General features: G+C 60.7%; 25 protein-coding genes, 1 tRNA gene and 1 pseudogene. 13 read left to right on the top strand and 14 right to left on the bottom strand.

Going from position 1 to position 24,121, the window contains the following annotated elements; genetic code table 11:
- Window positions 1–6: 6 nt before the first annotated feature.
- From HX811_RS14395 to HX811_RS14380, 4 genes are read left to right on the top strand one after another with little or no spacing between them, the layout of a single operon-like run.
- Window positions 7–492, top strand: a complete 486-nt coding sequence (locus tag HX811_RS14395) for a flavin reductase family protein (RefSeq protein ID WP_010567340.1) — start codon at window positions 7–9, stop codon at window positions 490–492.
- 11 nt (window positions 493–503) lie between these two features.
- Window positions 504–893, top strand: coding sequence for a carboxymuconolactone decarboxylase family protein (locus HX811_RS14390; RefSeq protein WP_177046323.1), 390 nt, complete (start codon window positions 504–506; stop codon window positions 891–893).
- Between the two features lie 23 nt (window positions 894–916).
- Window positions 917–1,669, top strand: a complete 753-nt coding sequence (locus HX811_RS14385) for a GntR family transcriptional regulator (protein ID WP_087694302.1) — start codon at window positions 917–919, stop codon at window positions 1,667–1,669.
- 2 nt (window positions 1,670–1,671) lie between these two features.
- Window positions 1,672–2,235 carry an NUDIX hydrolase gene (locus HX811_RS14380; RefSeq protein WP_087694303.1) on the top strand — a complete coding sequence of 188 codons (564 nt, stop codon included), beginning with the start codon at window positions 1,672–1,674 and terminating at the stop codon, window positions 2,233–2,235.
- A gap of 47 nt (window positions 2,236–2,282) precedes the next feature.
- Here the strand turns inward: HX811_RS14380 and HX811_RS14375 are convergent, their stop codons facing one another.
- Window positions 2,283–2,576, bottom strand: a complete 294-nt coding sequence (locus tag HX811_RS14375) for a DUF1330 domain-containing protein (protein ID WP_087694313.1) — start codon at window positions 2,574–2,576, stop codon at window positions 2,283–2,285.
- Window positions 2,577–2,644: 68 nt separating this feature from the next.
- Between HX811_RS14375 and ribBA the strand changes: the two genes are divergently transcribed.
- The 5 genes from ribBA to HX811_RS14350 all read left to right on the top strand — a co-directional run bounded on the left by ribBA (window position 2,645) and on the right by HX811_RS14350 (window position 7,910).
- Window positions 2,645–3,754, top strand: a complete 1,110-nt coding sequence (gene ribBA / locus HX811_RS14370; RefSeq protein ID WP_087694304.1) for a bifunctional 3,4-dihydroxy-2-butanone-4-phosphate synthase/GTP cyclohydrolase II — start codon at window positions 2,645–2,647, stop codon at window positions 3,752–3,754.
- A gap of 228 nt (window positions 3,755–3,982) precedes the next feature.
- The gene (locus tag HX811_RS14365) at window positions 3,983–5,008 is read left to right on the top strand and encodes an ABC transporter substrate-binding protein (protein ID WP_087694314.1); all 1,026 of its coding nucleotides are present in this window, start codon (window positions 3,983–3,985) and stop codon (window positions 5,006–5,008) included.
- Window positions 5,005–5,922, top strand: a complete 918-nt coding sequence (locus HX811_RS14360; protein WP_177046321.1) for an ABC transporter permease — start codon at window positions 5,005–5,007, stop codon at window positions 5,920–5,922. The genes HX811_RS14365 and HX811_RS14360 overlap by 4 nt, the downstream gene beginning before the upstream one ends.
- A gap of 6 nt (window positions 5,923–5,928) precedes the next feature.
- Window positions 5,929–6,738: an ABC transporter permease gene (locus HX811_RS14355; protein WP_087694306.1), complete on the top strand. Its 810-nt coding sequence runs from the start codon at window positions 5,929–5,931 to the stop codon at window positions 6,736–6,738.
- A gap of 17 nt (window positions 6,739–6,755) precedes the next feature.
- Entirely contained in the window at window positions 6,756–7,910 is a 1,155-nt protein-coding gene (locus HX811_RS14350) for an ABC transporter ATP-binding protein (RefSeq protein WP_177046319.1), read from the top strand.
- 184 nt (window positions 7,911–8,094) lie between these two features.
- Here HX811_RS14350 and HX811_RS14345 read toward each other — a convergent pair whose 3' ends face one another.
- On the bottom strand, window positions 8,095–9,501 hold the full coding sequence (locus HX811_RS14345) for a cytosine permease (RefSeq protein WP_177046317.1): 1,407 nt from the start codon (window positions 9,499–9,501) through the stop codon (window positions 8,095–8,097).
- A gap of 321 nt (window positions 9,502–9,822) precedes the next feature.
- Between HX811_RS14345 and HX811_RS14340 the strand changes: the two genes are divergently transcribed.
- Window positions 9,823–10,308 (top strand): flavin reductase family protein, encoded by a 486-nt coding sequence (locus HX811_RS14340; protein WP_087694309.1) that lies wholly within the window; start codon window positions 9,823–9,825, stop codon window positions 10,306–10,308.
- A gap of 42 nt (window positions 10,309–10,350) precedes the next feature.
- Here the strand turns inward: HX811_RS14340 and HX811_RS32245 are convergent, their stop codons facing one another.
- Window positions 10,351–11,079, bottom strand: coding sequence for a methyl-accepting chemotaxis protein (locus HX811_RS32245; protein WP_371132431.1), 729 nt, complete (start codon window positions 11,077–11,079; stop codon window positions 10,351–10,353).
- Window positions 11,080–11,208: 129 nt separating this feature from the next.
- A pseudogene (locus HX811_RS32240) lies at window positions 11,209–12,141 on the bottom strand (cache domain-containing protein); the annotation flags it as partial.
- 344 nt (window positions 12,142–12,485) lie between these two features.
- On the opposite strand from HX811_RS32240, the gene HX811_RS14330 reads away from it, so the two are divergent.
- Window positions 12,486–13,529, top strand: coding sequence for an LLM class flavin-dependent oxidoreductase (locus HX811_RS14330; RefSeq protein ID WP_102368697.1), 1,044 nt, complete (start codon window positions 12,486–12,488; stop codon window positions 13,527–13,529).
- Window positions 13,530–13,826: 297 nt separating this feature from the next.
- Here HX811_RS14330 and HX811_RS14325 read toward each other — a convergent pair.
- The 5 genes from HX811_RS14325 to HX811_RS14305 form a co-directional block, all read right to left on the bottom strand.
- Window positions 13,827–13,902, bottom strand: a tRNA-Gly gene (locus HX811_RS14325).
- A 63-nt stretch (window positions 13,903–13,965) separates the two neighbouring features.
- Window positions 13,966–14,526 (bottom strand): CDP-diacylglycerol--glycerol-3-phosphate 3-phosphatidyltransferase, encoded by a 561-nt coding sequence (gene pgsA, locus HX811_RS14320; protein WP_003208929.1) that lies wholly within the window; start codon window positions 14,524–14,526, stop codon window positions 13,966–13,968.
- A gap of 32 nt (window positions 14,527–14,558) precedes the next feature.
- A complete protein-coding gene (uvrC, locus tag HX811_RS14315; protein WP_023658726.1) occupies window positions 14,559–16,397 on the bottom strand; it encodes an excinuclease ABC subunit UvrC in 1,839 nt (612 codons plus the stop codon).
- A 1-nt stretch (window position 16,398) separates the two neighbouring features.
- Complete coding sequence (gene uvrY, locus HX811_RS14310; protein WP_008436066.1) at window positions 16,399–17,040, bottom strand: UvrY/SirA/GacA family response regulator transcription factor; 642 nt, start codon at window positions 17,038–17,040, stop codon at window positions 16,399–16,401.
- A gap of 151 nt (window positions 17,041–17,191) precedes the next feature.
- Complete coding sequence (locus tag HX811_RS14305; protein ID WP_177046315.1) at window positions 17,192–17,557, bottom strand: helix-turn-helix domain-containing protein; 366 nt, start codon at window positions 17,555–17,557, stop codon at window positions 17,192–17,194.
- A gap of 82 nt (window positions 17,558–17,639) precedes the next feature.
- Here HX811_RS14305 and HX811_RS14300 point away from each other — a divergent pair, with 82 nt between their 5' ends.
- Complete coding sequence (locus HX811_RS14300) at window positions 17,640–17,879, top strand: DNA-binding protein (RefSeq protein ID WP_008436063.1); 240 nt, start codon at window positions 17,640–17,642, stop codon at window positions 17,877–17,879.
- A 64-nt stretch (window positions 17,880–17,943) separates the two neighbouring features.
- Here HX811_RS14300 and HX811_RS14295 read toward each other — a convergent pair whose 3' ends face one another.
- Together HX811_RS14295 and HX811_RS14290 are read right to left on the bottom strand one after the other, a co-directional pair.
- Window positions 17,944–18,378, bottom strand: a complete 435-nt coding sequence (locus HX811_RS14295) for a GNAT family N-acetyltransferase (RefSeq protein ID WP_177020179.1) — start codon at window positions 18,376–18,378, stop codon at window positions 17,944–17,946.
- Between the two features lie 13 nt (window positions 18,379–18,391).
- Window positions 18,392–19,144: a carbon-nitrogen hydrolase family protein gene (locus tag HX811_RS14290; RefSeq protein ID WP_177046312.1), complete on the bottom strand. Its 753-nt coding sequence runs from the start codon at window positions 19,142–19,144 to the stop codon at window positions 18,392–18,394.
- Window positions 19,145–19,762: 618 nt separating this feature from the next.
- Here HX811_RS14290 and HX811_RS14285 point away from each other — a divergent pair.
- Window positions 19,763–20,839 (top strand): 3-deoxy-7-phosphoheptulonate synthase, encoded by a 1,077-nt coding sequence (locus tag HX811_RS14285; protein ID WP_177046310.1) that lies wholly within the window; start codon window positions 19,763–19,765, stop codon window positions 20,837–20,839.
- A 124-nt stretch (window positions 20,840–20,963) separates the two neighbouring features.
- On the opposite strand, the gene HX811_RS14280 is transcribed toward HX811_RS14285, so the two are convergent.
- From HX811_RS14280 to HX811_RS14270, 3 genes are read right to left on the bottom strand one after another with little or no spacing between them, the layout of a single operon-like run.
- Window positions 20,964–21,662, bottom strand: coding sequence for an NAD(P)H-dependent oxidoreductase (locus HX811_RS14280; RefSeq protein WP_177046308.1), 699 nt, complete (start codon window positions 21,660–21,662; stop codon window positions 20,964–20,966).
- A gap of 9 nt (window positions 21,663–21,671) precedes the next feature.
- The gene (locus HX811_RS14275; protein ID WP_177020176.1) at window positions 21,672–23,291 is read right to left on the bottom strand and encodes an ABC transporter ATP-binding protein; all 1,620 of its coding nucleotides are present in this window, start codon (window positions 23,289–23,291) and stop codon (window positions 21,672–21,674) included.
- A gap of 2 nt (window positions 23,292–23,293) precedes the next feature.
- Window positions 23,294–24,121: an ABC transporter permease gene (locus tag HX811_RS14270; protein WP_087694880.1), complete on the bottom strand. Its 828-nt coding sequence runs from the start codon at window positions 24,119–24,121 to the stop codon at window positions 23,294–23,296.

Below are 24,121 nucleotides of genomic sequence, written 5' to 3'. Positions count from 1 at the left end.
CCGACCATGATCGAACCCGGCATTTACAAAGACGTCATGAGTTCATTCCCGTCCGGGGTGACGGTCGTCACTACCCTCGACCCGGATGGCGGCATCGTCGGCATCACCGCCAGCGCATTCAGTGCGCTGTCGATCGACCCGGCACTGGTCCTGTTCTGCCCCAACTATGCATCGGACACCTATCCGATCCTGCGCGACAGCAAGCGCTTTGCGATTCATTTGCTGTCCGCCGACCAGACCGCCGAAGCCTATGCCTTTGCCAGCAAGGGCAAGGAAAAGGCCAAGGGCATCGAGTGGCACTTGAGCGAACTGGGCAATCCGCTGCTGGCCAAGGCCACGGCGATCATCGAGTGCGAGTTGTGGCGCGAATACGACGGTGGCGATCACGCGATCATCGTCGGAGCGGTGAAAAACCTGATCCTGCCCGAGCAACCGGTCACACCGATGATCTACCACAAGGGCAAGCTGGGCCCGCTGCCCACCCTGGCCTGAGGAGCTGATTGATGAGCGACGACAAGTACCAACAGGGCCTGAAAATCCGTACGCAAGTGCTGGGCGAAGCCTATGTGCAACGTTCGATCGAGAACGCCGACGACTTCACTCGCCCCCTGCAGGAGATGGTCACCGAATACTGCTGGGGCCATGTGTGGGGCCGTGAGGGTTTGTCGCTTAAAGAACGCAGCATGATAAACTTGGCGATGATTTCGGCCCTCAATCGGCCCCATGAACTCAAGCTGCACGTGCGCGGCGCCTTGCGTAACGGGCTGAGTCGTGAACAAATACGCGAAATTCTGCTTCAGGTCGGCATTTATTGCGGGGTTCCCGCCGCCGTGGACAGTTTCCGACTGGCCCGTGAAGCCTTCGCCGAAACCGACGCCGAGGCCTCCAGTTAACCGCAACATTCAGAGCAGCCCCCATGAAACGCCTGCCACTCGACGACAGCTTCAAGGTCAATCACAACCCGGTCACCCTGCGCGAAATCGTGCTGGCAAAACTGCGCAGCGCCATCATGAACTTCCAACTGCTGCCGGGTGACCGCCTGGTGGAACGCGACCTTTGCGACCGCCTCGGCGTCAGCCGCACCTCGGTGCGCGAAGCCTTGCGCCACCTGGAGTCCGAAGGCCTGGTGGAGTTCGCCGATGCCAAGGGCCCGCAAGTGGCGATCATCACCCTGGCCGATGCCGTCGACATCTATGAACTGCGTTGCGTGCTCGAAGGCTTGATCGTGCAGTTGTTCACCCTGCGCGCCAAGGCCAAGGACATCAAGGCACTGGAAAAAGCCCTCGAGGAAAACCGCAAGGCCCTCAAGGACGGTGAGCTGCAACAGGTCATTGATTCGGTACAAGGATTCTACGACGTGTTGCTCGAAGGCTCCGGCAACCACGTGGCGGCCACCCAACTGCGTCAGTTGCAGGCACGTATCAGCTACTTGCGCGCGACCTCGGTATCCCAGGAAAACCGTCGCGGTACCAGCAACCAGGAAATGGAGCGTATGGTCCAGGCGATCAAGAGCGGCGACCCGCTCGCCGCCCACCAGGCCTGTGTCGACCACGTGCGCGCCGCCGCCGCCGTGGCCCTGGATTACCTCAAGCGCAAGCAGGAAGAGACCGGCAAGATCCCCGAGATCACACTGCCCATCGCCCTCAAAGAACCGCGCATAGGTCACTGACCATGCCCAGCCCCAGTTTTTGCCCGACATGTGGCAGCAGTGACCTCGGTCACCAGCTGCCACCGGGTGATACCCATGAGCGCCTGATGTGCCGGGGCTGCGGCTACATCCACTACATCAACCCGAAGATTATCGCCGGCTGCATCATCGAGCAGGACGGCAAATATCTGCTTTGCCAGCGGGCCATCCCGCCGCGTCCTGGCACCTGGACGCTGCCGGCCGGCTTCATGGAAGGTGGCGAAACCACTGAACAGGCCGCACTACGCGAAGTCTGGGAAGAAAGCGGCGTACGCGCGGAGATCCTCTCGCCCTACTCGATTTTCAGCGTGCCGAAGATCAGCGAGGTGTACATCATCTTCCGCGCCATCGCGCTGCAGATCACCGGCCAGTTCGGGCCGGAGACCCTCGACTACAAGTTCTTCGCGCCCGAGGACATTCCCTGGGACAGCATCTACTACCCGGCGATCCGGCAGATCCTCGAGCGTTATATCGAGGAACGCCAGGCTGGGGTGTATGGCATCTACATCGGTAACGACGACAGCGGCAAGATTCACTTCATCCGCTGATCGTCAGACCCGACACGGATCAAAAATGTGGTGTATGCCTGATACCCCTAAGGCACCAGCCCTTCCACGATGATGATCTGCGCCTCGCCCGCCCCTTCACGACGCGCCTTTGCCTCCTGATACTCCGCAGACTCATAACAGGCCAGCGCCTGCTCGTAGCTGTCGAACTCGATCACCACATTACGTTGCCTGGCAGGCCCGCCTTCCATCGCGGCGCTGCGCCCGCCCCTGGCCAGGAAGCGCCCGCCAAACTTCGCGAAGGCCGCAGGCGCGCGCTGGGTGTACTGCGTGTACTGCTCTGCATCGGACACATTTACATGGGCAATCCAGTAAGCCTTCATCGTGACATCCTCTTGCTTGGTTTTGTGGTATACCATAATACATACAACCAATAAATCGAGCAGCCACCATGTCTTTCAACAACATCGCAGACATCATCGAAGACTACCGCCAAGGCAAAATGGTGCTCCTGGTGGACGACGAGGATCGGGAGAACGAAGGCGACCTGTTGCTGCCCGCGGTGTGCTGCACCGCCGAGACTATCAGCTTCATGGCCCGGGAAGCGCGTGGCCTGATTTGCCTGACCCTCACCGACGAACACTGCCAGCGCCTCGGCCTGCAGCAGATGGTGCCGAGCAATGGCAGCGTGTTCAGCACCGCGTTTACCGTGTCCATCGAAGCCGCCACCGGCGTGACCACCGGCATCTCCGCCGCCGACCGGGCGCGCACGGTGGCCGCGGCCGTGAATGCCGATGCGGGGCCGGCCGACATCGTGCAACCGGGGCATATTTTCCCGTTGCGCGCCAAGGATGGCGGCGTGTTGACGCGCGCCGGGCACACCGAAGCCGGTTGTGACCTGGCGCGCCTGGCCGGGCACACACCAGCCTCGGTGATCGTCGAAGTGATGAACGATGACGGCACCATGGCACGTCGCCCTGACCTTGAGGTGTTCGCGCACAAGCATGGGATCAAGATCGGCACCATCGCCGATCTGATCCACTACCGCCTCAGTACCGAGCGCACCGTAGTGCGCATCGGCGAGCGCGACCTGCCCACAGTGCACGGCACGTTCCGCCTGATCACCTTTGAGGACCGCATTGATGGCGGCGTGCACATGGCGATGGTCATGGGGCAGTTACACCGCGACACGCCCGCCCTGGTGCGCGTGCACGTGATCGACCCGCTGCGCGACCTGGTGGGCGCCGAGTATAGCGGCCCCTCCAACTGGACCTTATGGGCCGCCCTGCAACGCGTCGCCGCAGAAGGCAGCGGCGTGGTGGTGGTGCTGGCCAATCATGAATCCTCCCAGGCCCTGCTCGAACGCGTCCCGCAGTTGACCCAGACGCCGCGCCAGTTCAGCCGTTCGCAGTCGCGGATCTATTCGGAAGTCGGCACCGGCGCGCAGATATTGCAGGACCTTGGCGTCTGCAAGCTGCGCCACCTTGGCCCTCCGCTGAAATACGCCGGGCTGACAGGCTACGACCTGGAGGTGGTGGAAAGCATTCCGTTCACCGAATGACGGATAACCGGTAAGGCAAAGTGCTTGCACAAAGCTTGGAATACCATAATATGATATTCCATCGACCGAGTACTTTTGCCAAGTGCGCATGCCAGGGATAGCGCCAGTAACAAACCTTGGTACGGTCGACTTTTGAGGCTTCGCAATAGAGGCTTCGAGAGACCTACTGCTCCCGATAGGCGGGCATTACCAGGCCCGCTCAATAACAAAACAAATGAGGGCGTGAAAATGGTGTTGAACAAACGTGCAACCGCGATGCTGTTCGCGGGTTTGCTGGCCACGGCCACTCACGCGGCCCTGGCGGCCGAAAGCGTCAATTTCGTGAGCTGGGGCGGTAGCACCCAGGATGCGCAAAAGCAGGCGTGGGCCGATCCTTTCAGCAAGGCCAGCGGGATCACTGTGGTGCAGGACGGTCCCACCGACTATGGCAAGCTCAAGGCCATGGTCGAGAGCGGCAACGTGCAGTGGGACGTGGTAGACGTGGAGGCTGACTTCGCCTTGCGCGCCGCCGCTGAAGGGCTGCTCGAACCCCTGGATTTTTCGGTGATCCAGCGCGACAAGATCGACCCGCGGTTTGTCTCCGACCATGGCGTCGGCTCGTTTTTCTTCTCCTTCGTACTCGGCTACAACGAGGGCAAGCTCGGCGCTGGCAAGCCACAGGACTGGGCCGCGCTGTTCGACACCAAAACCTACCCCGGCAAACGTGCCCTCTACAAATGGCCAAGCCCTGGCGTGCTCGAACTGGCGCTGCTGGCTGACGGCGTTCCCGCCGACAAGCTCTACCCCCTGGACCTGGACCGCGCCTTCAAGAAACTCGACACCATCAAGAAAGACATCGTCTGGTGGGGCGGCGGCGCACAGTCCCAGCAACTGCTGGCCTCGGGCGAAGTCAGCATGGGTCAGTTCTGGAACGGCCGCATTCATGCCCTGCAGGAAGATGGCGCACCCGTAGGCGTAAGCTGGAAACAGAATCTGGTGATGGCGGACATCCTGGTCGTGCCTAAAGGCAGCAAAAACAAAGGCGCGGCGATGAAGTTCCTGGCCAGTGCCAGCAGCGCCAAGGGCCAGGCCGACTTCTCTAACCTGACCGCTTATGCACCGGTGAACATCGACAGTGTGCAGCGCCTGGACTCAGTGCTCGCGCCCAACCTGCCGACGGCGTATGCCAAGGACCAGATCACCCTCGATTTCGCCTACTGGGCCAAGAACGGTCCGGCCATTGCGACACGGTGGAATGAATGGCTAGTCAAATGAAAATGACGGCAACCACGCCGACCGGGAGCGCCCTCGGCGTTGCTGGCGCAGTTTCCTGCAAACCAGGTGCGCCATCCCTGGCGCAGCGCTGGCGGGGGTCGAGCAACCTGATCCCGGCGCTGCTGTTCCTCGGCCTGTTCTTCCTCGCGCCGCTGATCGGCCTGTTGCTGCGCGGCGTGCTGGAGCCCGTACCGGGCCTTGGCAACTATGAGCAACTGTTCGCTAACTCGGCATACGCCCGGGTACTGCTCAATACCTTTTCGGTGGCCGGCCTGGTGACCCTGTTCAGCCTGTTGCTGGGCTTCCCGCTGGCCTGGGTGATTACCCTGGTACCACGCGGCTGGGGGCGCTGGATCCTGAACATCGTGCTGCTGTCGATGTGGACCAGCCTGCTCGCCCGCACCTATTCATGGCTGGTATTGCTGCAAGCCTCCGGGGTGATCAACAAGGCACTGATGGCGATGGGCATCATCGACCAGCCGCTGGAGATGGTGCACAACCTGACCGGCGTGGTGATCGGTATGAGCTACATCATGATCCCGTTCATTGTGCTGCCATTGCAGGCAACCATGCAGGCCATCGACCCGATGATCCTGCAGGCCGGCTCCATCTGCGGTGCCAGCCCTGGGACCAACTTCTTCCGGGTGTTCCTGCCGCTGTGCCGACCGGGGTTGTTTTCCGGCGGCTTGATGGTGTTTGTGATGTCCCTCGGTTACTACGTCACCCCGGCGCTGCTCGGCGGCGCGCAGAACATGATGCTGCCTGAGTTCATCATCCAGCAGGTGCAGTCGTTCCTCAACTGGGGCCTGGCGAGTGCCGGCGCCGCATTGCTGATCTTTATCACGCTGGTGCTGTTCTACTTCTACCTGAAGCTTCAGCCGGAATCCCCGGTTGGCGCCAGCAACGCGAGGTAAGCCGTCATGCTCCTGACTTCCAATGCCATGAGCCGCAGGATGCGCCTGGGCCTCTACACCACCACCGGCATGATTGGCCTGTTCTTGCTGTTGCCGATCGTGTTCATCGTGTTGCTGTCGTTCGGCTCGTCCCAATGGCTGGTGTTCCCGCCACCGGGCTGGACGCTGAAATGGTACGGCCAGTTCTTCTCCAATGCCGACTGGATGAACGCGGCGGTAGCGAGCCTCAAGGTTGCGGTACTGACCACCGTGTTCGCCGTGGCGCTGGGCCTGCCCACCGCATTTGCCCTGGTGCGTGGGCGATTTCCTGGCCGCGAGTTGCTCTACGGCCTGTTCACCCTGCCGATGATCGTGCCGTTGGTGATCATCGCGGTGGCGGTGTACGCACTGTTCCTCAAGCTCGGCTATACCGGCACGATGTTCGCCTTTGTAGTGAGCCATGTGATTGTCGCGCTGCCGTTCACCATTATCTCGATCATCAACTCGCTGAAGCTGTTCGACCAATCGATTGAAGATGCGGCGGTGATCTGCGGTGCATCGCGCCTGCAGGCCGTATTCAAGGTGACATTCCCGGCGATTCGCCCGGGAATGGTGGCCGGCGCGTTGTTCGCCTTTCTCGTCTCATGGGACGAAGTGGTGCTCAGCGTGATGATGGCCAGCCCGACCCTGCAAACCCTTCCCGTAAAAATGTGGACCACCCTGCGCCAGGACCTGACGCCTGTGATTGCCGTCGCCTCGACGTTGCTGATCGGCCTCTCGGTGCTCGTCATGGTCATCGCCGCCGCCCTTCGCCGGCGCACAGAAACCCGCGCTTGAGCGCCCAGGAGCAAGACATGAGTGCAGTGATCCAAGATACCGCGCAAAACCATGGCCAACCCCTGGTCAGCTTGCGCAACCTGAACAAGTACTACGGTGAATTTGCCGCCGTGGATAACATCTCGCTGGACATCAAGGACGGCGAATTCCTGACCTTCCTCGGCTCCAGCGGCTCTGGCAAAAGCACCACCCTGTCGATGCTCGCAGGCTTTGAAGCGCCAAGCAGCGGCGAGATCCTGGTGAGCGGCCAATCCCTGGTCAATGTGCCGCCGCACAAACGCGACATCGGCATGGTGTTCCAACGTTACTCGCTGTTCCCGCATTTGTCGGTGCGCGACAACATCGCCTTCCCCCTGGCGATTCGCAAACTGGCCAGCGCCGAGCGCGAGAAGCGCGTCGACGCCATGCTCAAGCTGGTGCAGCTTGAGCAATTTGCCCATCGCCGCCCTTCGCAACTCTCCGGCGGCCAGCAGCAACGCGTCGCCATCGCGCGGGCGCTGGTGTACGAGCCGCGCATCCTGCTGATGGACGAACCCCTCGGCGCCCTCGACAAAAAACTGCGTGAAGACCTGCAGGACGAACTGCGCCAATTACATCGGCGCCTGGGCATCACCATCGTCTACGTCACCCACGACCAGGAAGAAGCCATGCGCCTGTCCCAGCGCATCGCGATTTTCAGCCACGGCAAGATTGTCGGCCTGGGCAGTGGCTTCGACCTGTACCAGAACCCGCCAAATGCGTTTGTAGCCTCGTTCCTCGGCAACTCCAACTTCCTCAAGCTCAAGGCGCAGGGGAATGCGGTGGCATCGTTTGAAGGCCAATCGCTGTCGATCCGCCTGACCAGCGGCTTGCAAACCGAGCAGGAGGTGCTGTTGATGGTACGCCCGGAAAAAGCCTTGGCGCTGAGTGTCGAGCAAGCTACCGAGCAGGCATTGGCGGCGGGTTGGAATGAGGTGTCAGCGATTGTAGGCGAGGTGCTGTTCCTCGGCGAAAGCCAGACCTGCACCGTGAAAACCCTTGGCGGCACCTCGATGACAGTCAAGGCGTTGTCTGCTGCGGGCATGCCACTCAAGGCCGGCGACCCGGTGCGCGTGCGCTGGGCCACGGCGGATGCTTGCGTCTATACCGCATGGGCTGAAAGCGATCTGAACAAGGCCGCCGGCGCCCATTGAGTCACCCTTGGGCCGCCACAACGTCGGGTTGTGGCGGCCTTTTTTTTGCCTGCTAACAATGGACCTGGCCGGATGTCATTGATCATCAAGCCAGCTTGCTACAAGGATACGGCTGCATCGGCAGGCCTTAACCGCAGATAAAAAAATGCCCGGCATTGGCCGGGCATTTCAGTTCATTCGATGATCAGTCGCTATAGCCCAACTTTACCGTCCTCATCTTCCGGCTATGCTCGCGCGTCGCCAGGCAGTAATACAGCGGACACGTCACCACCAACCCCACCAGCCACGACAGGTCTGCGCCCTCTACCAGATTGGCCCATGGCCCCACGTACAGCGACGTATTGGCAAACGGCAGTTGCACGATGATGCCGATGAAATACGCCACGATCGCATGCAGGTTAAAGCGTCCGTAAACCCCGCCGTCCGCCTGAAAGATCGACGCAATGTCATAGGCGCCACGCTTGATGATGTAGAAATCGATCAGGTTGATCGACGCCCACGGCACCAGCACCAATAGCAGCGCAAGGATCAGGCCGATAAATTGCGAGATGAAGTCCGCCGACGCGCCCAATGCCACCACGCAGCATCCGGCCAGCACCACGCTGGACAGCACCACACGCACTTTGATGCCGGGTGTCCACTGGCTGGCGAAGGTCTGGATCGAGGTGATGATCGACAGCACCGCACCATACAGATTCAGGGCGTTGTGGCTGATGATATTGAGCAGAAACAGCACCATCAGGATCGACCCCAGCCAGCCGGTGGCTTGCTTGACCGCGACCATCGCCTCAGTGCCTTCGGGTGTCGCCAGGGCGGCGACCAAGCCAAAGGAGAACGACAAAATGGTGCCGAGAGTGGCCCCCAGGTAGGTGGCGACAAAGGGTCGGGTGATGCCGATATCAGCCGGCAGGTAGCGCGAATAATCGCTGGTATAGGGGGAGAAGCTGATCTGCCAGATCACTCCCAACGACACCGTCGCCAGCCAGCCGGCCGGATTGAAGCCGCCACGGGTGAGGAAGTCTGCCGGCAGGTCGTGGGAAAAAATGTAGAGGAAACCCGCCAGCAATGCGCTGCCCATCACCCAGGTGCCGATGCGGTTCAGGGTATGGATAAAGCGATAGCCGATCACGCCAATGGCCGTGGCGCTGAGCGCGCCGATCAGGATGCTGGCCGGCACCGGTACCGACGGCACGATGCCGACGATGGACTTGCCCGCCAGCACAATGTTGGAGATGAAAAAGCCAATGTAGATCAGGGCCGCGAAGAAAACGATCAGCAGCGCTCCGTAGCGCCCGAACTGACCCCGGCTCTGCACCATCTGCGGGATGCCCATGCGCGGGCCCTGGGCCGACGCGAGGGCAATGACAATACCGCCGAGCATGTGCCCGAGGGCAATCGCCAGCAGCCCCCACACCAGGTTGAGATGGAACACCTGAGTCACCATAGCGCCGGTGACGATGGGCAGCGGTGCAATGTTGGTGCTGAACCATAGGGTGAACAGGTCGCGGGCCTTTCCATGGCGCTCCGCGAGGGGGACGTAATCGACCGTGTGATTCTCGATCAGGGGATCTTGCCGGGACATCTGGGGCATGGAAATGAACTCGCGTTTGTCTGATCTTATAGTTGTTTGACGCCAAACCGGGGGAGCTCTCTGGCCACCCCCATACGAACACCATATTATGGTATTCCAACATTTTCACAAGACTGATCCGTAGTCCTGGCACGCATCTGATCCGCTATTGTGCCACACGGCCCCTCTTCATTCAGCGGGCTAACCCCCGTATTCATTGGCTATAAGACCAAAGGTCAACGTTCATCGGCCGCCTGAAAAAGCCCTTGATTAGATCGTATTACGGTATACCATCAGACCTACAAATCTATAAAATCCGCTTCACCCTACGAGGACCGTCCCATGATCGATGCCGCCATCTACAAACAAGTGATGGGTTCGTTTCCGTCCGGAGTCACCGTGATCACCACGCTCGATGATGACGGGCAGATAGTCGGACTTACCGCCAGTGCGTTCAGCTCGTTGTCCATGGAGCCGGCCCTGGTGCTGTTCTGCCCCAACTACAGTTCCGACTCCTATCCGGTGCTGATCAAGAATCAGCGCTTTGCCATTCATGTGCTGTCCGGTGGGCAGCAAAGCGAAGCCTATGCTTTTGCGCGCAAGGGCAAAGACAAGGCGCAGGGCATCGAATGGACGTTGAGTGAACTGGGCAACCCGATCCTCGCCAATGCCACGGCGGTGATCGAGTGCGAGTTGTGGCGTGAGTATGAAGGCGGTGACCATGCAATCATGGTCGGTGCGGTGAAGAACCTGATCGTGCCCCGGCAGAACGCCGGGCCACTGGTGTATTGCCACGGCAAGATGGGCGCCCTGCCCGCCATTGCCTGATCGTTACCGTTGCAGGCGCCCGGCAGCCCGGGCGCCCACCGGTCAGGTGCGGAAGCGGCTGACCAACTGATTCAACGTCTGAGACAACGTCGTCAATTGCTGCGCATCCTGGCGCGTGGAATCAGCCAGGCTCGCCACCAACTGTGCATCCCCGTGAATCTGGCTGATGTGCCGATTGATGTCTTCAGCCACCTGGTGCTGCTCTTCGGCAGCCGTTGCGATTTGCGTATTCATGTCGCGGATCACGTCCACCGACTCGCGAATCAACCCAAAACTGGCCCGTGCGTCGTTGATCGACACCACCGTTTCCTGGGACACCTCCAGGCTGGCATGCATTTGTTTACCCATCTGATGGGTACGCCGGGCGAGGTTGCCCAGCAGCCCGTCGATCTCGCCGGTGGAGTCCGAAGTACGCTTGGCCAGGGCCCGCACTTCGTCTGCCACCACGGCAAAACCACGCCCCTGTTCACCGGCTCGGGCGGCTTCGATGGCAGCGTTCAGCGCCAGCAGGTTGGTCTGTTCGGCGATGGAGCGGATGGTGCCGAGTATCGACTGGATGTCGTTGCTGTCTTTTTCCAGTTGCTCCATGGACTGGGCGGAGTGGCCGATTTCCTCACTCAGGCGCCCTACGCTGCTCACTGCTGCGTCGATCTGCTGCTGGCCGGTGTGCGCCTGGCGCTGTCCGTTGTCGGCAGAGTCGGCGGCCTGGCTGCAGGAGCGCGCGACTTCATTGGAGGTGGCGACCATCTCATGAAACGCGGTGGACACCATGTCCACGGCCTCCCGTTGGCGTGAGGCGACCTCAGCCATTTCCACCGAGACCTCCATGGCACTCCCCGAACTGCTGTGGATCTGCCCGGCCGCCTGGCCGATGCGCTGGATCAGCGTGCGGATCGCTTCGAGGAACTGGTTGAACCAGCCGGCCAGTTGTGCCGTCTCGTCTCGCCCTTTTACCGGCAGACGCGCCGTCAGGTCTCCTTCGCCCTGGGCGATGCCTTCCAGGCCGCTGGCCACACCACGAATCGGCTTGACGATCAGCCCGGCAAACCAGGCGCCCACCACTGCAAACAACACGGCACACACCAGGGCGATCGCCGCGATCAGCCAGGTCAGGCGCGCCGCGCCGGCCATCACTTCACTTTCCCGCACCACCCCGACAAACCGCCAGCCCAATGCCCTGGACGGCCAGACAAACGCCATGTAGCGCTCGCCTGCCAACTCGACCTGCACCAGGCCCTGCCCAGCCTCGCTCAACTGCCGGTAACCCTCGCCCAACTCACTAAGTTTCTTGAAGTTGTGAGACGGGTCATTCGGGTCCACCAACACGGTGTTATTGGCTTCCATCAACATCAGGTAGCCGCTGTCACCCAGCTTGATCTGTTTGACCAGGTCGGTCAGTTGCTTGAGGGAAACATCGATGTTCACCACCCCGCTCGCGTTGCCCTGGCGGTCATTGAAGCTTCGCACCGTACTGACCAGCACCACGTCATCGGCGGCCCAGTAATACGCCTCGGTGCGCAGGGTCTTGCCCGGTTGCGCCATGGCCGTCTTGTACCAGGGCCGGGTGCGCGGGTCGTAGCTCGCCAGCTTCGGGTCACCCGGCCAGAATACATAGCCGCCATCTTCAGTACCCAGTGACAGGTAGGTGTAGGCCGAATGACTCTTGGCCAGGCCCTCGAACAGCTTGAACAACTGCTGATCGCGCTCGCCGAGTGCGACTTGGGCGGCGTCGCTGGCCAGATAGCGTTTCACATCGCCGTTGATACTTTGCAACTGCGGATGCGCCGCCAGGTAGGCGACGTTCTGACTGATACCTTCAAAAAACAATTGCATGGCATTGTCGACCTGGCGAATCTCGCGTTCGCTGCCGTCGATAAAGCCGTCCCGTGCCTCATGGCGCACGTTGAGGATGATCATCACTGCCACCAGAATGACTGGCAGGCTGGCGATCACCGCAAAGGCCAGGATCAATTTTTGTTTTATGTTCATCTAGCTCGCCTTCCTTGTGAAGTGAATGTGCGACCGCTGGAGAGAAAAGTTTTGCAGATATTCCGTATTATGGTATACCAACAATCAATCCGCCGAATAGCCTTCATCACTGGCAAGCTTCACATTGGCGAGAGCACCTAAGGGCCCGCAGTCGACAGGCCGATCACAATAGATCCGAGGTAAGCGTCATGAAATTTTCCCTGTTCGTGCACATGGAACGCTGGGATGAAAGTGTCAGCCATCGCCAGTTGTTCGAAGACTTGACCGAACTGACCCTGATGGCGGAAGCCGGTGGTTTCAGCACCGTCTGGATTGGCGAACACCACGCCATGGAATACACCATCTCGCCCAGCCCGATGCCGCTGCTGGCTTACCTCGCGGCCAAAACCACCACCATTCACCTGGGCGCCGGTACCATCATCGCGCCGTTCTGGCACCCACTGCGGGTGGCAGGCGAATGCGCGCTGCTCGACGTGATCAGTAACGGACGCATGGAAGTCGGCCTGGCCCGTGGTGCCTACCAGGTGGAGTTCGACCGCATGGCCGGCGGCATGCCCGCCTCATCCGGCGGCCAGGCGCTGCGCGAGATGGTGCCGGTGGTACGTGCGTTGTGGAAAGGCGACTATGCCCATGACGGCGACATCTGGAAGTTCCCCACCTCCACCAGCGTGCCCAAGCCGATCCAGCAGCCCAACCCGCCGATGTGGATTGCCGCACGCGACCCGGACTCGCATAACTTTGCGGTAGCTAATGGCTGCAACGTGATGGTCACGCCGTTGATGAAGGGCGACGAAGAAGTCCTCGACCTGAAAAATAAATTCCAGGCTGCCCTGGACAACAACCCGGATGTGCCACGCCCACAACTGATGGTGTTGCGTCACACCCACGTGCACGCGGTAGACGACCCTGACGGCTGGAAAGTCGGGGCCAAGGCAATCGCCCGATTCTATCGCACCTTTGATGCCTGGTTCGGCAACAAGACCGTGCCGGTCAACGGCTTCCTTGACCCGAGCCCGGAAGAAAAATTCGCCGGGCGTCCGGAGTTTGAACTGGAAAGCCTGCACAAGACCGCAATGATTGGCACGCCTGAAGAAATCATCCCGCGCATCCAGTACTACCAGGAGCTGGGTGTGGACGAGTTCAGCTTCTGGTGTGATAACAGCTTGCCCCACGCGGAGAAGAAAAAATCCCTTGAGCTGTTTATCAAGCACGTGGTGCCAGCATTTCGCTGAGGGTAATGCCTGAACCGCACACAGCGCCGGCACTTGCCGGCGTTGTTGTTTCGGGTGGCGGGAATGCGGCATGTGCTTCGGGTCGAGGAGATGTATACGATGCCGGACCGGGGTGCTCCGCCCAAAAACCGCTGTGCCCACTGCCCGTATTCCATGTACTCAAAAAAGTACTTAAAAAAGTGGCTGGAGACGGATTTCAGTAGTTTTGCGTAGAAACGAAAAAAGACGCCGAAGCGTCTATTCCTTAAATCCCAGGCAAAAAAAAGCCACTCTATTGAGTGGCTTTTTCTTTGTGTTTGGAGCGGGAAACGAGACTCGAACTCGCGACCCCGACCTTGGCAAGGTCGTGCTCTACCAACTGAGCTATTCCCGCGTCTTGGTGATGCGCATTCTATAGAATCCTCATCACCCGTCAACCCCTTGATTCAAAAAAGTTTTATTTCTTTTCAACCTCGGTGCGCAGATGCGGCCAGGCGGCGCGCAAATATTGCAGCATGGACCACAAGGTCAGGCCCGCGGCGATCAGCAGCAAGGCGTAGCCCAGCAATACCCAGAAGGAGAAATCCGACGGGTTGGCCAGCAGGATCACCAGGGCAAGCATCTGCGCCGCGGTTTTCCATTTGCCCATGTTGGACACGGCCACGTGGGCTCGGGCGCCGATTTCGGCCATCCACTCCCGCAGGGCGGAGACGACGATCTCGCGACCGATGATCACGGCCGCCGGCAACGTCAGCCACAGGTTGCCGTGTTCCTGCACCAGCAGCACCAGGGCGACCGCTACCATCAGTTTGTCGGCCACCGGGTCCAGGAACGCGCCAAACGGCGTGCTCTGTTCCAGGCGACGGGCCAGGTAACCGTCCAGCCAGTCGGTGGCGGCTGCGAAGGCAAACACCGAACTGGATGCCATGTAGCTCCATTCGTACGGCAGGTAAAACAGCAATATGAAAATCGGTATGAGCAGGACGCGTAGTACGGTGATCAGATTAGGGATATTCATCGGCACAACTGGCTACGAGGTGAGAAGGCATTCTACTCGCTGTGCAGATTTGCATAAATCAACTCTGCGAGCTTTTTACTGATACCGGGAGCTTTGGCTATTTCTTCGATGCTGGCACGGGACAGCTCCTGCAAGCCACCAAAATGTTTTAACAAGTCCCGCCGCCGTGTCGGCCCGACCCCTGCCACCCCTTCCAGGGTTGAGGTACGCCGGGTTTTGCCACGTCGGGCACGGTGGCCGGTGATGGCGAAACGGTGGGCTTCGTCGCGGATCTGCTGGATAAGGTGCAGCGCCGGGGAATCGCCCTTCAAGGTGAACTCATGGGCTGCATCATTCAAGTACAAGGTTTCAAAACCGGCCTTGCGGGTGGCACCCTTGGCCACGCCGAGCAGGATCAGGTCGGGTACCGCCAGTTCGTTGAGTACGTCGCGGGCCATGGACAGCTGGCCCTTGCCACCATCCACCAACAGGATGTCCGGCAGCTTGCCCTCGCCGTCCTTCAGTTTGCTGAAGCGGCGGGTCAGGGCCTGGTGCATGGCGGCATAGTCATCGCCCGGGGTGACGCCTTCGATGTTGTAGCGCCGGTAATCGGACTTGATCGGCCCTTCCGGCCCGAACACCACGCAGGAAGCCACGGTGGCCTCGCCGCTGGAGTGGCTGATGTCGTAGCACTCCAGGCGCTGGGGCGGCTCGTCGAGCTTGAGCACTTCGGCCAGGGCGTCAAACCGCGCGGCGACGTGCTGGCGGTTGGCCAGGCGTGCGCCCAGCGCCTGTTCGGCGTTGGTCACGGCCAACTGCTGCCAGCGCGCACGGGTGCCGCGCACGCGGTGGCTGATGTCCAGCTCGCGGCCACGCAGTTCGTGAATCGCTTCGATCAGCGCCGGGAAGTCCTCGTGCACCACGTTGACGATCAGTTCGCTCGGCAGGTCGCGCTCGGGGCTGCTGACGTAGTACTGGCCGAGGAACGCCGCCATGACTTCGGCGACCTCCTCTTCTATACCGGTCTGGGGGAAGAAGTTCTTGCTGCCCAGCACCCGGCCGCCGCGCACGCTGATCAGGTGCACACAGGCGCCGCCCGGGTTGACGAAGGCGGCGATGACGTCGACGTCACCGGTGCCGCCTTCCATGCTCTGCTGGTCCTGCACGCGACGCAGCAGGGAGATCTGGTCGCGTAGCTCTGCGGCGCGCTCGAAATCCAGGGTGCTGGCCGCTTGCTCCATGGCGCCGGACAGCTCATCGGCCAGGGCATTGCTGCGGCCTTCGAGGAACATCACCGAGTGACGCACGTCCTCGGCATATTCCGCAGGCTCAACCAGGCCCACGCACGGTGCCTTGCAGCGCTTGATCTGGTACTGCAGGCACGGGCGGTTGCGGTTCTTGTAGAAACTGTCTTCGCACTGGCGCACGAAAAACGCCTTTTGCAGCAGGCTCAGGCTTTCGCGGATGGCGCCGGCGCTGGGGTAAGGCCCGAAGTACTTGCCCTTCTGCTTCTTGGCGCCGCGATGGATGCTCAGACGCGGAAAGTCGCCGTCCGAGAGAAACACGTACGGGTAGGACTTATCGTCACGCAGCAGGATGTTGTAGGGCGGCCGCCATTCCTTGATCAGCGTCTGCTCAAGCAGCAGCGCCTCGGTTTCATTGGCGGTGATGGTGGTTTCCACCTGGGCGATACGCGCCACCAGCGCCGCGGTCTTCGGCGCCAGGCCCGTCTTGCGGAAGTAACTCGCCAGGCGGCTTTTCAGGTTCTTGGCTTTACCGACGTAGAGCAGGCGCGCTTCGCTGTCGAACATGCGATACACGCCAGGACGGCCACTGCAGGTTGCAAGGAACGCACTCGGATCGAACAGCACTTTAATTTCAGAGGCTGTCATTTCAGGCGCTGGCGTCTACCATGCCGTGGCGTACCGCCAGCAGGGTCAATTCAACATCACTGCTGATGGAAAGCTTTTCGAAAATCCGATAACGGTAGGTGTTCACGGTTTTCGGCGACAGGCACAGCTTGTCGGAAATCGACTGGACTTTCTGACAGCCGACAATCATCAGGGCGATCTGGATTTCCCGCTCCGACAGCGCATCGAACGGCGAGTCGCTGGTGGGCTGGAACGACTTGATCGCCAACTGCTGGGCAATCTGCGGGCTGATGTAGCGTTGGCCGGCAAACACCAGGCGAATGGCCTGGACCATTTCCGCCAGGCCCGCGCCCTTGGTCAGATAGCCGGCAGCGCCCGCTTGTAGCAACCGTGTAGGAAAAGGATCTTCCTCACACACGGTCACTACCACGACTTTGATATCCGGATGGCTGCGCAACAACTTCGTAGTGGCGCCAAGACCGCCGATCCCGGGCATCTTGACGTCCATCAAAACCACATCGGGCTTCAACTCCCGGGCCTTGATCAGGGATTCCTCCCCTGACTCGGCCTGGCCGACTACTTGCAGGCCATCGATGTCAGCCAGCATTCGTGTAATGCCTGTACGAACGAGATCATGGTCATCGACTACTAGCACCCTAATCAAGCAGACACCTCGCGATATGGTCTTATAGGTTGCTGAACACCTTAGCAAAAAACCACGGCGCAGACCTAGCCGCAAGCGTCATATATATAGAGTTTCAATGAACAATGGCCGTCTACCGGGCGGTAGGCGGCCGAATTTCCTGAGAAAAAGGTCAGGATTCCTGGAGGGGGAGCTTTGTTTTTCCATTCATTGAAGCTGAATGCTCGGCCAGCGTAGTGGTCAACCGCCGGATTGCATCCTGATCTTCCTTTAACATTGCCCGGTAATTGCCCAGGACTTTTTCCTCCAGCTGGCTAAGGTTATCCAATTGAATAGGAGTAGACGTGCCCGTCAGCACGTACAGGATATCGACACCTCTTTCCGCTACACGTGAAAGATAGTCCGCCTTGGGCGCCCGACCACCACTTTCATATTTGCCTTGCGCGTTGGCTTCCACGCCTCCTATTTCACCAAAAGTTTTCTGCGACAGACCAAGTCGCTCTCGTTCTTGCCGTAACCGCGAACCGATTCCACTCATTTGGATGTATGATCCTATTTGGCACACCCCAAGAGGTGACACTCTCATCTCTTTGTTAAACAAACTTGAACGGTTTTGAACTATGCCCGGAATTCGCACGGCTGCACAAGCCAAGGCTTGGCTTGAACACCAAGGAAAATCTGTTCAAGCATTCGCCCGGGAACATGGCGTGGACCCGGCAACCACCTATCAAGTGCTCGCTGGGCGCAAAAAGGGACGGCGTGGAGAAGCCCACAAGGTGGCGGTCCTGTTGGGCATGAAGGACGGAATCATCCCGGTTGAGGGCGAAACCGTGAGACAAGAGCAGGAAGTCATTTCTTGAAGTGAGTATGCGCTTATTAAAACCAAGTGCCTGTTTTCCTCGAACTGGCAGTACTCGCACCCGGTCACGGCCGGCAATTGCGCTCCATGCGCCAGAAGCAATCCTCCGCTCCAACGATTTCCAGGCCCTTGCGCTGATAGAGCCTTCGCGCCGGGTTGGTCTTGAAAACGGTCAACCGTAAAAGACCCAGCCCTTCCGCGCGCGCCTTGTACACCATCTGCTCGATAACCCAGCCGCCAGCCCCTTGATGACGAAACGCCTCAAGGATGTGCAGCTCGCGGATATACAGTGCCTTGGGGTCACGACTGATACTGATGAAACCCAGCACCTCGTTATCGCGACAGATCAGCCAGTTTTCTCGTCCGGCCCAGGCGGTATCGAAACCGGCATCGGACCACGACAAGTCGTATTGGCGATAATAATTACCCATGGCCTGGTGGGTCAGGGTCCGGGCGAAGGCCAGGTGTTGGCTGGTCGCGGCCTGCAGTTGAAACGCCATGTGCCTGAACTCCCTAGATTGCCACCTGTTCTCCCTGCCACTGGCCGCCGGTGTCGCGTCGTGCAATCACCAGCGTATCGCCTACACCCGGGCTAGCCGCGATCAAACCACCGTCGGCGCCCCAGATTGCGCTGCGCCCGGCGCAGGCCCAGCCACCGGATGGGCCGCCGTGGTTGGCCATCAGCACCAGCATCCGGTGCTCGGCGGCATAGCCCTGTAGCAAGGCGGTGTCCGGCGCGTAGCCGCCTTCGCTGATCAGCACACCCGCAGCGTAGATATTCGCCCCGTCCTCGGCAGCCTGTCGAGGGTGGCTGGCGTGGGAAAAATCCGCGCATACCGCCAGGGCGATCCGGTCGTCCCCCCATTCAAGGGCCGCCCCGCCCTGCCCCGCAGCAAACGCCACGCCTTCACCGGGATGCAGATGCTGCTTGGTATAGACCGCCACCGAGCCATCCGGCCCCAGCACCAGCGCGCCGATCAACACCTCACTGGCGCCCCCCAGGCGAATCGGCATGCCCACCACTGCGGTGATGCGCAACTCACGGGCAATCTCCCGCAGCGGCGCCAGCGCTTCATCGCCGGGCGCGATCGCCAGCCCGGCGGCCAGTGACGGTTCATAGCCGGTCAGGGACAGTTCCGGAAACACCAGCAACTGCACGCCGTGCTCCGCCGCCACGCGCATGAAAGCCAAGTGACGAGCGATATTGCCGGGCACATCGCCTGCAACGGAAATGGATTGGGCAGCAGCAATCGTCAAGGCAGTCATGGTCGCATCCAGGCAATCATCGTGAGGTGAGTGCAGCATATCGACACTGGGGTCATAGCCGTAAGTACCCAACCCCAATAGAAATTACTGATTGAATCCACCCGCTCGCCTCAGTTAAGCTCCCCCCATCATTTGGAGACACACCATGTTGCAACTCACCCACACTCAGGTTTGCCCTGCTGCCAGCGCCCAGCGTTCGGTCGTGGCTGCCCGTGTGAGCGGTTTGAGCGCACTGGTCAGCTTTTATTTTGGGTATTGGTTTAGCCACTGGCGCGCCTGATACCTGAAATCGGCGCCCACTACTCAAGGGGTCGCCTACCAGAGAAATCTAACCCCCGGTCGGCTCCCCGACCGGGGGTTTTGTTTTTTCAGCCCTTATTATTTTTGCCACACACCGAACACTTAAAGGACTCACGCCATGAACTACGCCACCTATTACCGCTACGACACCTCCACCGCCTGGCGATTTAGCAAGCTCCGTTCGGGACAGCCTGCCGCCTCCGATCGGTCACCTATTGGTGGCAAGCCAACACACGTAGCCAATACGGCCAATTGTCGAACACCCCAGTAGGGCAGAGCGTGCGGGAACAGCCCGCCGCTTGCCCAGGAAGCCCGAATATGAACTCCTCGATCGCCGCTCTGCCTGTTTCCACCCTGTCCTGCGCCAATGAAGCGCTGACCCAGCGTTTGCCCAGTGCCCTTGAGCTCAAGCACCAACTGCCCCTGAGCCCATTCCTCAACGAACAGATCCACGCCCATCGCCAAGCCGTGCGCGCCATTCTCAAGGGTGAAGACTCACGCCTGCTGGTGATTGTCGGCCCGTGCTCGATCCACGACCCGGAATCGGCCATGGAATACGCGCGCAACCTGAAAAAACTGGCCCATGAAGTCAGTGACCAGATGCTGCTGGTGATCCGCGCCTACGTCGAAAAACCCCGCACCACGATCGGCTGGAAAGGCCTGGCCTACGACCCGCGCCTGGATGGCAGCGACGACATGGCCGCCGGCCTGACCCTGTCTCGGGAACTGATGCGTGAAATGCTGCGCCTGGGCCTGCCGGTGGCCACCGAGCTACTGCAACCGATGGCTGCCGGCTACTTCGATGACCTGCTGAGCTGGGTCGCCATTGGCGCGCGCACCACCGAATCGCAGATCCACCGCGAAATGGCCAGCGGCCTCGGCATGCCCGTCGGCTTCAAGAACGGCACCGACGGCGGCGTGGCCATCGCCTGTGACGCCATGCGCTCCGCCGCTCACCCGCACCGTCACTTCGGTGTCGACAGCCAGGGCCATCCGGCGATCATCCAGACCCCGGGCAACCCCGACACTCACCTCGTGTTGCGCGGCGGCCATCGTGGGCCGAACTACGATCGCCAGAGCGTGGCCCAGGTTCACGCCGACCTGGCCAAGAGCAAAGTCGCGCCGCGGATCATGGTCGACTGCAGCCACGCCAACAGCGGCAAAGACCCGCTGCGCCAACCGGCAGTGTTCAACGACGTGCTGGAGCAGCGCTTGCAGGGCGACACCTCGCTGATCGGCATGATGATCGAGAGCCATCTGTTCGAAGGCTGCCAGCCGTTGAGCCCGTCGATGAAATACGGCGTGTCGATCACCGATGGCTGCCTGGGCTGGGACGGCACTGAACAGCTGCTGCGCAGCGCTGCCGAGCGGTTGCGGGTACACAATCGCGCCTGACAATGAAGATCAAATGTGGGAGCGGGCTTGCTCGCGAATGCGGTGGTCCAGCCAGCACATGCATCAACTGGCACACCGCTTTCGCGAGCAAGCCCGCTCCCACACTGGATCTTCATTCACTTGACTAAAGTGGATAAAGAGCCTCATCAAACTGCGCCAACTTCGGAAACACCAACGGCTGGTCATCCGCCAGCCCTTCCAGCCGCTGTTGGTAATTGCGCAGAAAATCCTGCCGGGCCTCGGCGCTGATATACGGCACATGCCACGCCACAAACGGCTCCAGCACCTCAAACCCGACATACGCCAGCGTGCCACGCAGGATCGGCCGCAGCATGTCCTCCAATGGCCCGTGAATCGCACCCTCGCCAAACATATGCTCGCGCCCGCCAAGGGTGACCGTGACCAGCGCTTTCTTGCCGGCGAGCCCGCCCTGATCATAAAACCGCTTGCCGCCGTAGCACACGCCCGACACCAGCACCCGGTCAATCCAGCCCTTGAGCATCGCGGGCGCCGAGAACCAGAAGATCGGGAAATTGAGGATCAGCAGATCGGCCCACAGCAGCTTGTCCAACTCCTGCTGGATATCCGCCGCGATGGATTGGCTTTTCACCCCCAGGCGCTGCTCCAGGGCATACACCAGGTAGTCGGGGTTCTCCCGCGAGGTGAAGTCCGAGGCGCTGGCTACGGGATTCCAGTTCATCGCGTACAAATCACTGACCTGCACCTCATGCCCCTGCGCTTGCAGGGTAGCCGTGGCCTGGTCACGCAAGGCCGCGGTAAACGACTGCGGCTCGGGATGGGCGTGGACAATCAACACCTTCATAAAAACTCCTCAAGAAGTAAGCGCGGCCCGTTTGGCCAGCAAATGGTCGAGCCAGTCGGGGTCCATTTCCGGCTCCGATGAAAACAGCAAGCCGGTGTAGTCCTGATACGGCGGGGTGAAGATCGCGCTGCGGCTGCCCTGGTCCACCACCCTGCCCCGCTGCATCACCACCACTTCGTCGGCGATGGCGCGCACCGTGGCCACGTCATGGGTGATAAACAGATAGGCCACGCCCAACTGCTGCTGGATACGGTTGAGCAGCTTCAGCACGCCTTCGGCCACCAATTGATCAAGGGCCGAGGTCACTTCATCGCAGATGATCAATTGCGGATCGGCCGCCAAAGCGCGGGCGATGCAAATCCGCTGCTTCTGGCCGCCGGACAATTCACGGGGCTGACGCTCCATGAAGGTGGCCGGATCCAGCTCGATCATCTCCAGCAACTCGGCGACCCGGGCACGCATGGCCTTGCCCTTGAGGCCGAGGTAGAAGGTCAGCGGCCGGCCGATGATGTCGACGATGCGCTGGCGCGGGTTCAGCGCGGTATCGGGGATCTGGTAGATCATCTGGATCCGCCGCAACTGCTCCTTGCTGCGCCGGCGAAAGTCCGCCGGCAACGCTTCACCGTCATACAACACCTGCCCCGCCGTAGCCGGCAGCAACCCGGTAATCAAGCGTGCGGTGGAGCTTTTGCCGCTGCCGGACTCACCGATCACCGCCAACGTCTGGCCGCGATGCAAGCTCATCGACACGTCATGCAGCACCGGCTGATGCCCGTAGCTGGCGCACACCTGGCGCACTTCCAGCAACGGCACCTGCTGCTGCGGGCAAGCCTTGGGCTCGGTGCGAAAGCTGCGCACCGCCCACAGGGATTTGGTGTAGTCCTGCTGCGGGGCGCTGAGCATGGTGCGGGTCTCGGCCTCCTCCACCAGTTTGCCGTGACGCAGCACCATGATGCGGTCGGCCATCTGCGCGACCACCGCCAGGTCATGGCTGATATACAGCGCGGCGCTGCCGAAGGTTTTTACTGCATCGCGAATCGCCGCCAGCACTTCGATCTGGGTGGTGACGTCGAGGGCAGTGGTGGGTTCGTCGAAGATGATCAGGTCCGGGTGACAGGCCATCGCCATGGCGGTCATCACCCGTTGCAGTTGCCCGCCGGAGACCTGATGCGGATAACGCTGGCCGATGGTTTCCGGATTGGGCAGGCGCAGCACGCGGTACAACTCCACCGCCTCGCGTTCAGCCTGGGCGCGGCTGATGCCACCGTTGATCACGGCGGTTTCCACATGCTGGTCAATCAGCCGGTGGGCCGGGTTAAACGACGCGGCAGCGGATTGCGCTACGTAGGCAATCCGCAGTCCTCGCAGCTTGCGCAAGGCTTCGGGTTTGGCCTGCAACAGTTGAATGCCGTCAAAGCACACCGAGCCACCGGTGATGCGACAACCATCGCGGGCAAAGCCCATGGCCGCCAGGCCCAGGGTTGATTTACCCGCGCCAGACTCACCAATCAGCCCCAGTACCTCACCCCGTTGCAACGTCAGGTCGATACCCTTGATCAACGGATGCCAGGCGTCTTCGTAATGCCCTTCAATCTGCAGGTTGCGGATTTCCAGCAATGGCTTGTCCATCCTCAACACTCCTTCAGGCCGCTGGATTTATGCAGCATCCAGTCGACGACAAAATTCACGCTGACGGTGATCAACGCCACCGCCAGGGCCGGCAGCAACGGGCTGATGTCGCCGAAGGTAATCAGCACCGCATTGTCGCGGACCATGCTGCCCCAATCGGCGGTGGGTGGTTGAATGCCCAGGCCAAGGAACGACAACGCGCTGATAAACAGGAACACGAAACAGAACCGCAGGCCGAACTCGGCAATCAATGGCGCGGCGGCATTGGGCAGCACTTCGCGGGTGACCAGCCACCACAGCCCTTCCCCACGCAGCCGGGCGGCTTCGACGAAGTCCTGCACCACCACGGTCATCGCCACGGCCCGGGACAGGCGAAACACCCGGGTCGAATCCAGCAGTGCAATCACCAGCACCAGCGAGGTGGCATTGGTGCCCACCACGCTGAGGATCAGCAAGGCGAAGATCAGTTGCGGGATCGCCATCAGGATATCCACCACCCGCGACAATCCCTGGTCGACCCAGCCGCCCTTGATCGCGGCTATCAAGCCGCTCAAACCGCCCAGCAAAAACGCCAGCACCGTGGTCAAAAAAGCGATGCCCAGGGTGTTGCGCGCGCCATACACCAGGCGGCTGAACATGTCCCGCCCGAGGTTATCGGTGCCCAGCAGGAATTGGCCGCTCCAGGGCGCAAACCCGTCGCCCACCACCTGGGTTTCGCCATAGGGCGCGAGCAGCGGTGCAAACAACGCCACCAGCACGTACAGCACGATGACCAGCAGGCCGAACTTCGCGCTCAATGGCGCCCGGGCCAGTTGTGTGAGAAGGCTCAT

The organism is Pseudomonas sp. F8002 (assembly GCF_013385495.1).
Classification (GTDB): Bacteria; Pseudomonadota; Gammaproteobacteria; order Pseudomonadales; family Pseudomonadaceae; genus Aquipseudomonas.
The sequence above is the reverse complement of the archived record's forward strand: the minus strand, read 5'-3'. Positions and strand labels throughout refer to the sequence as shown.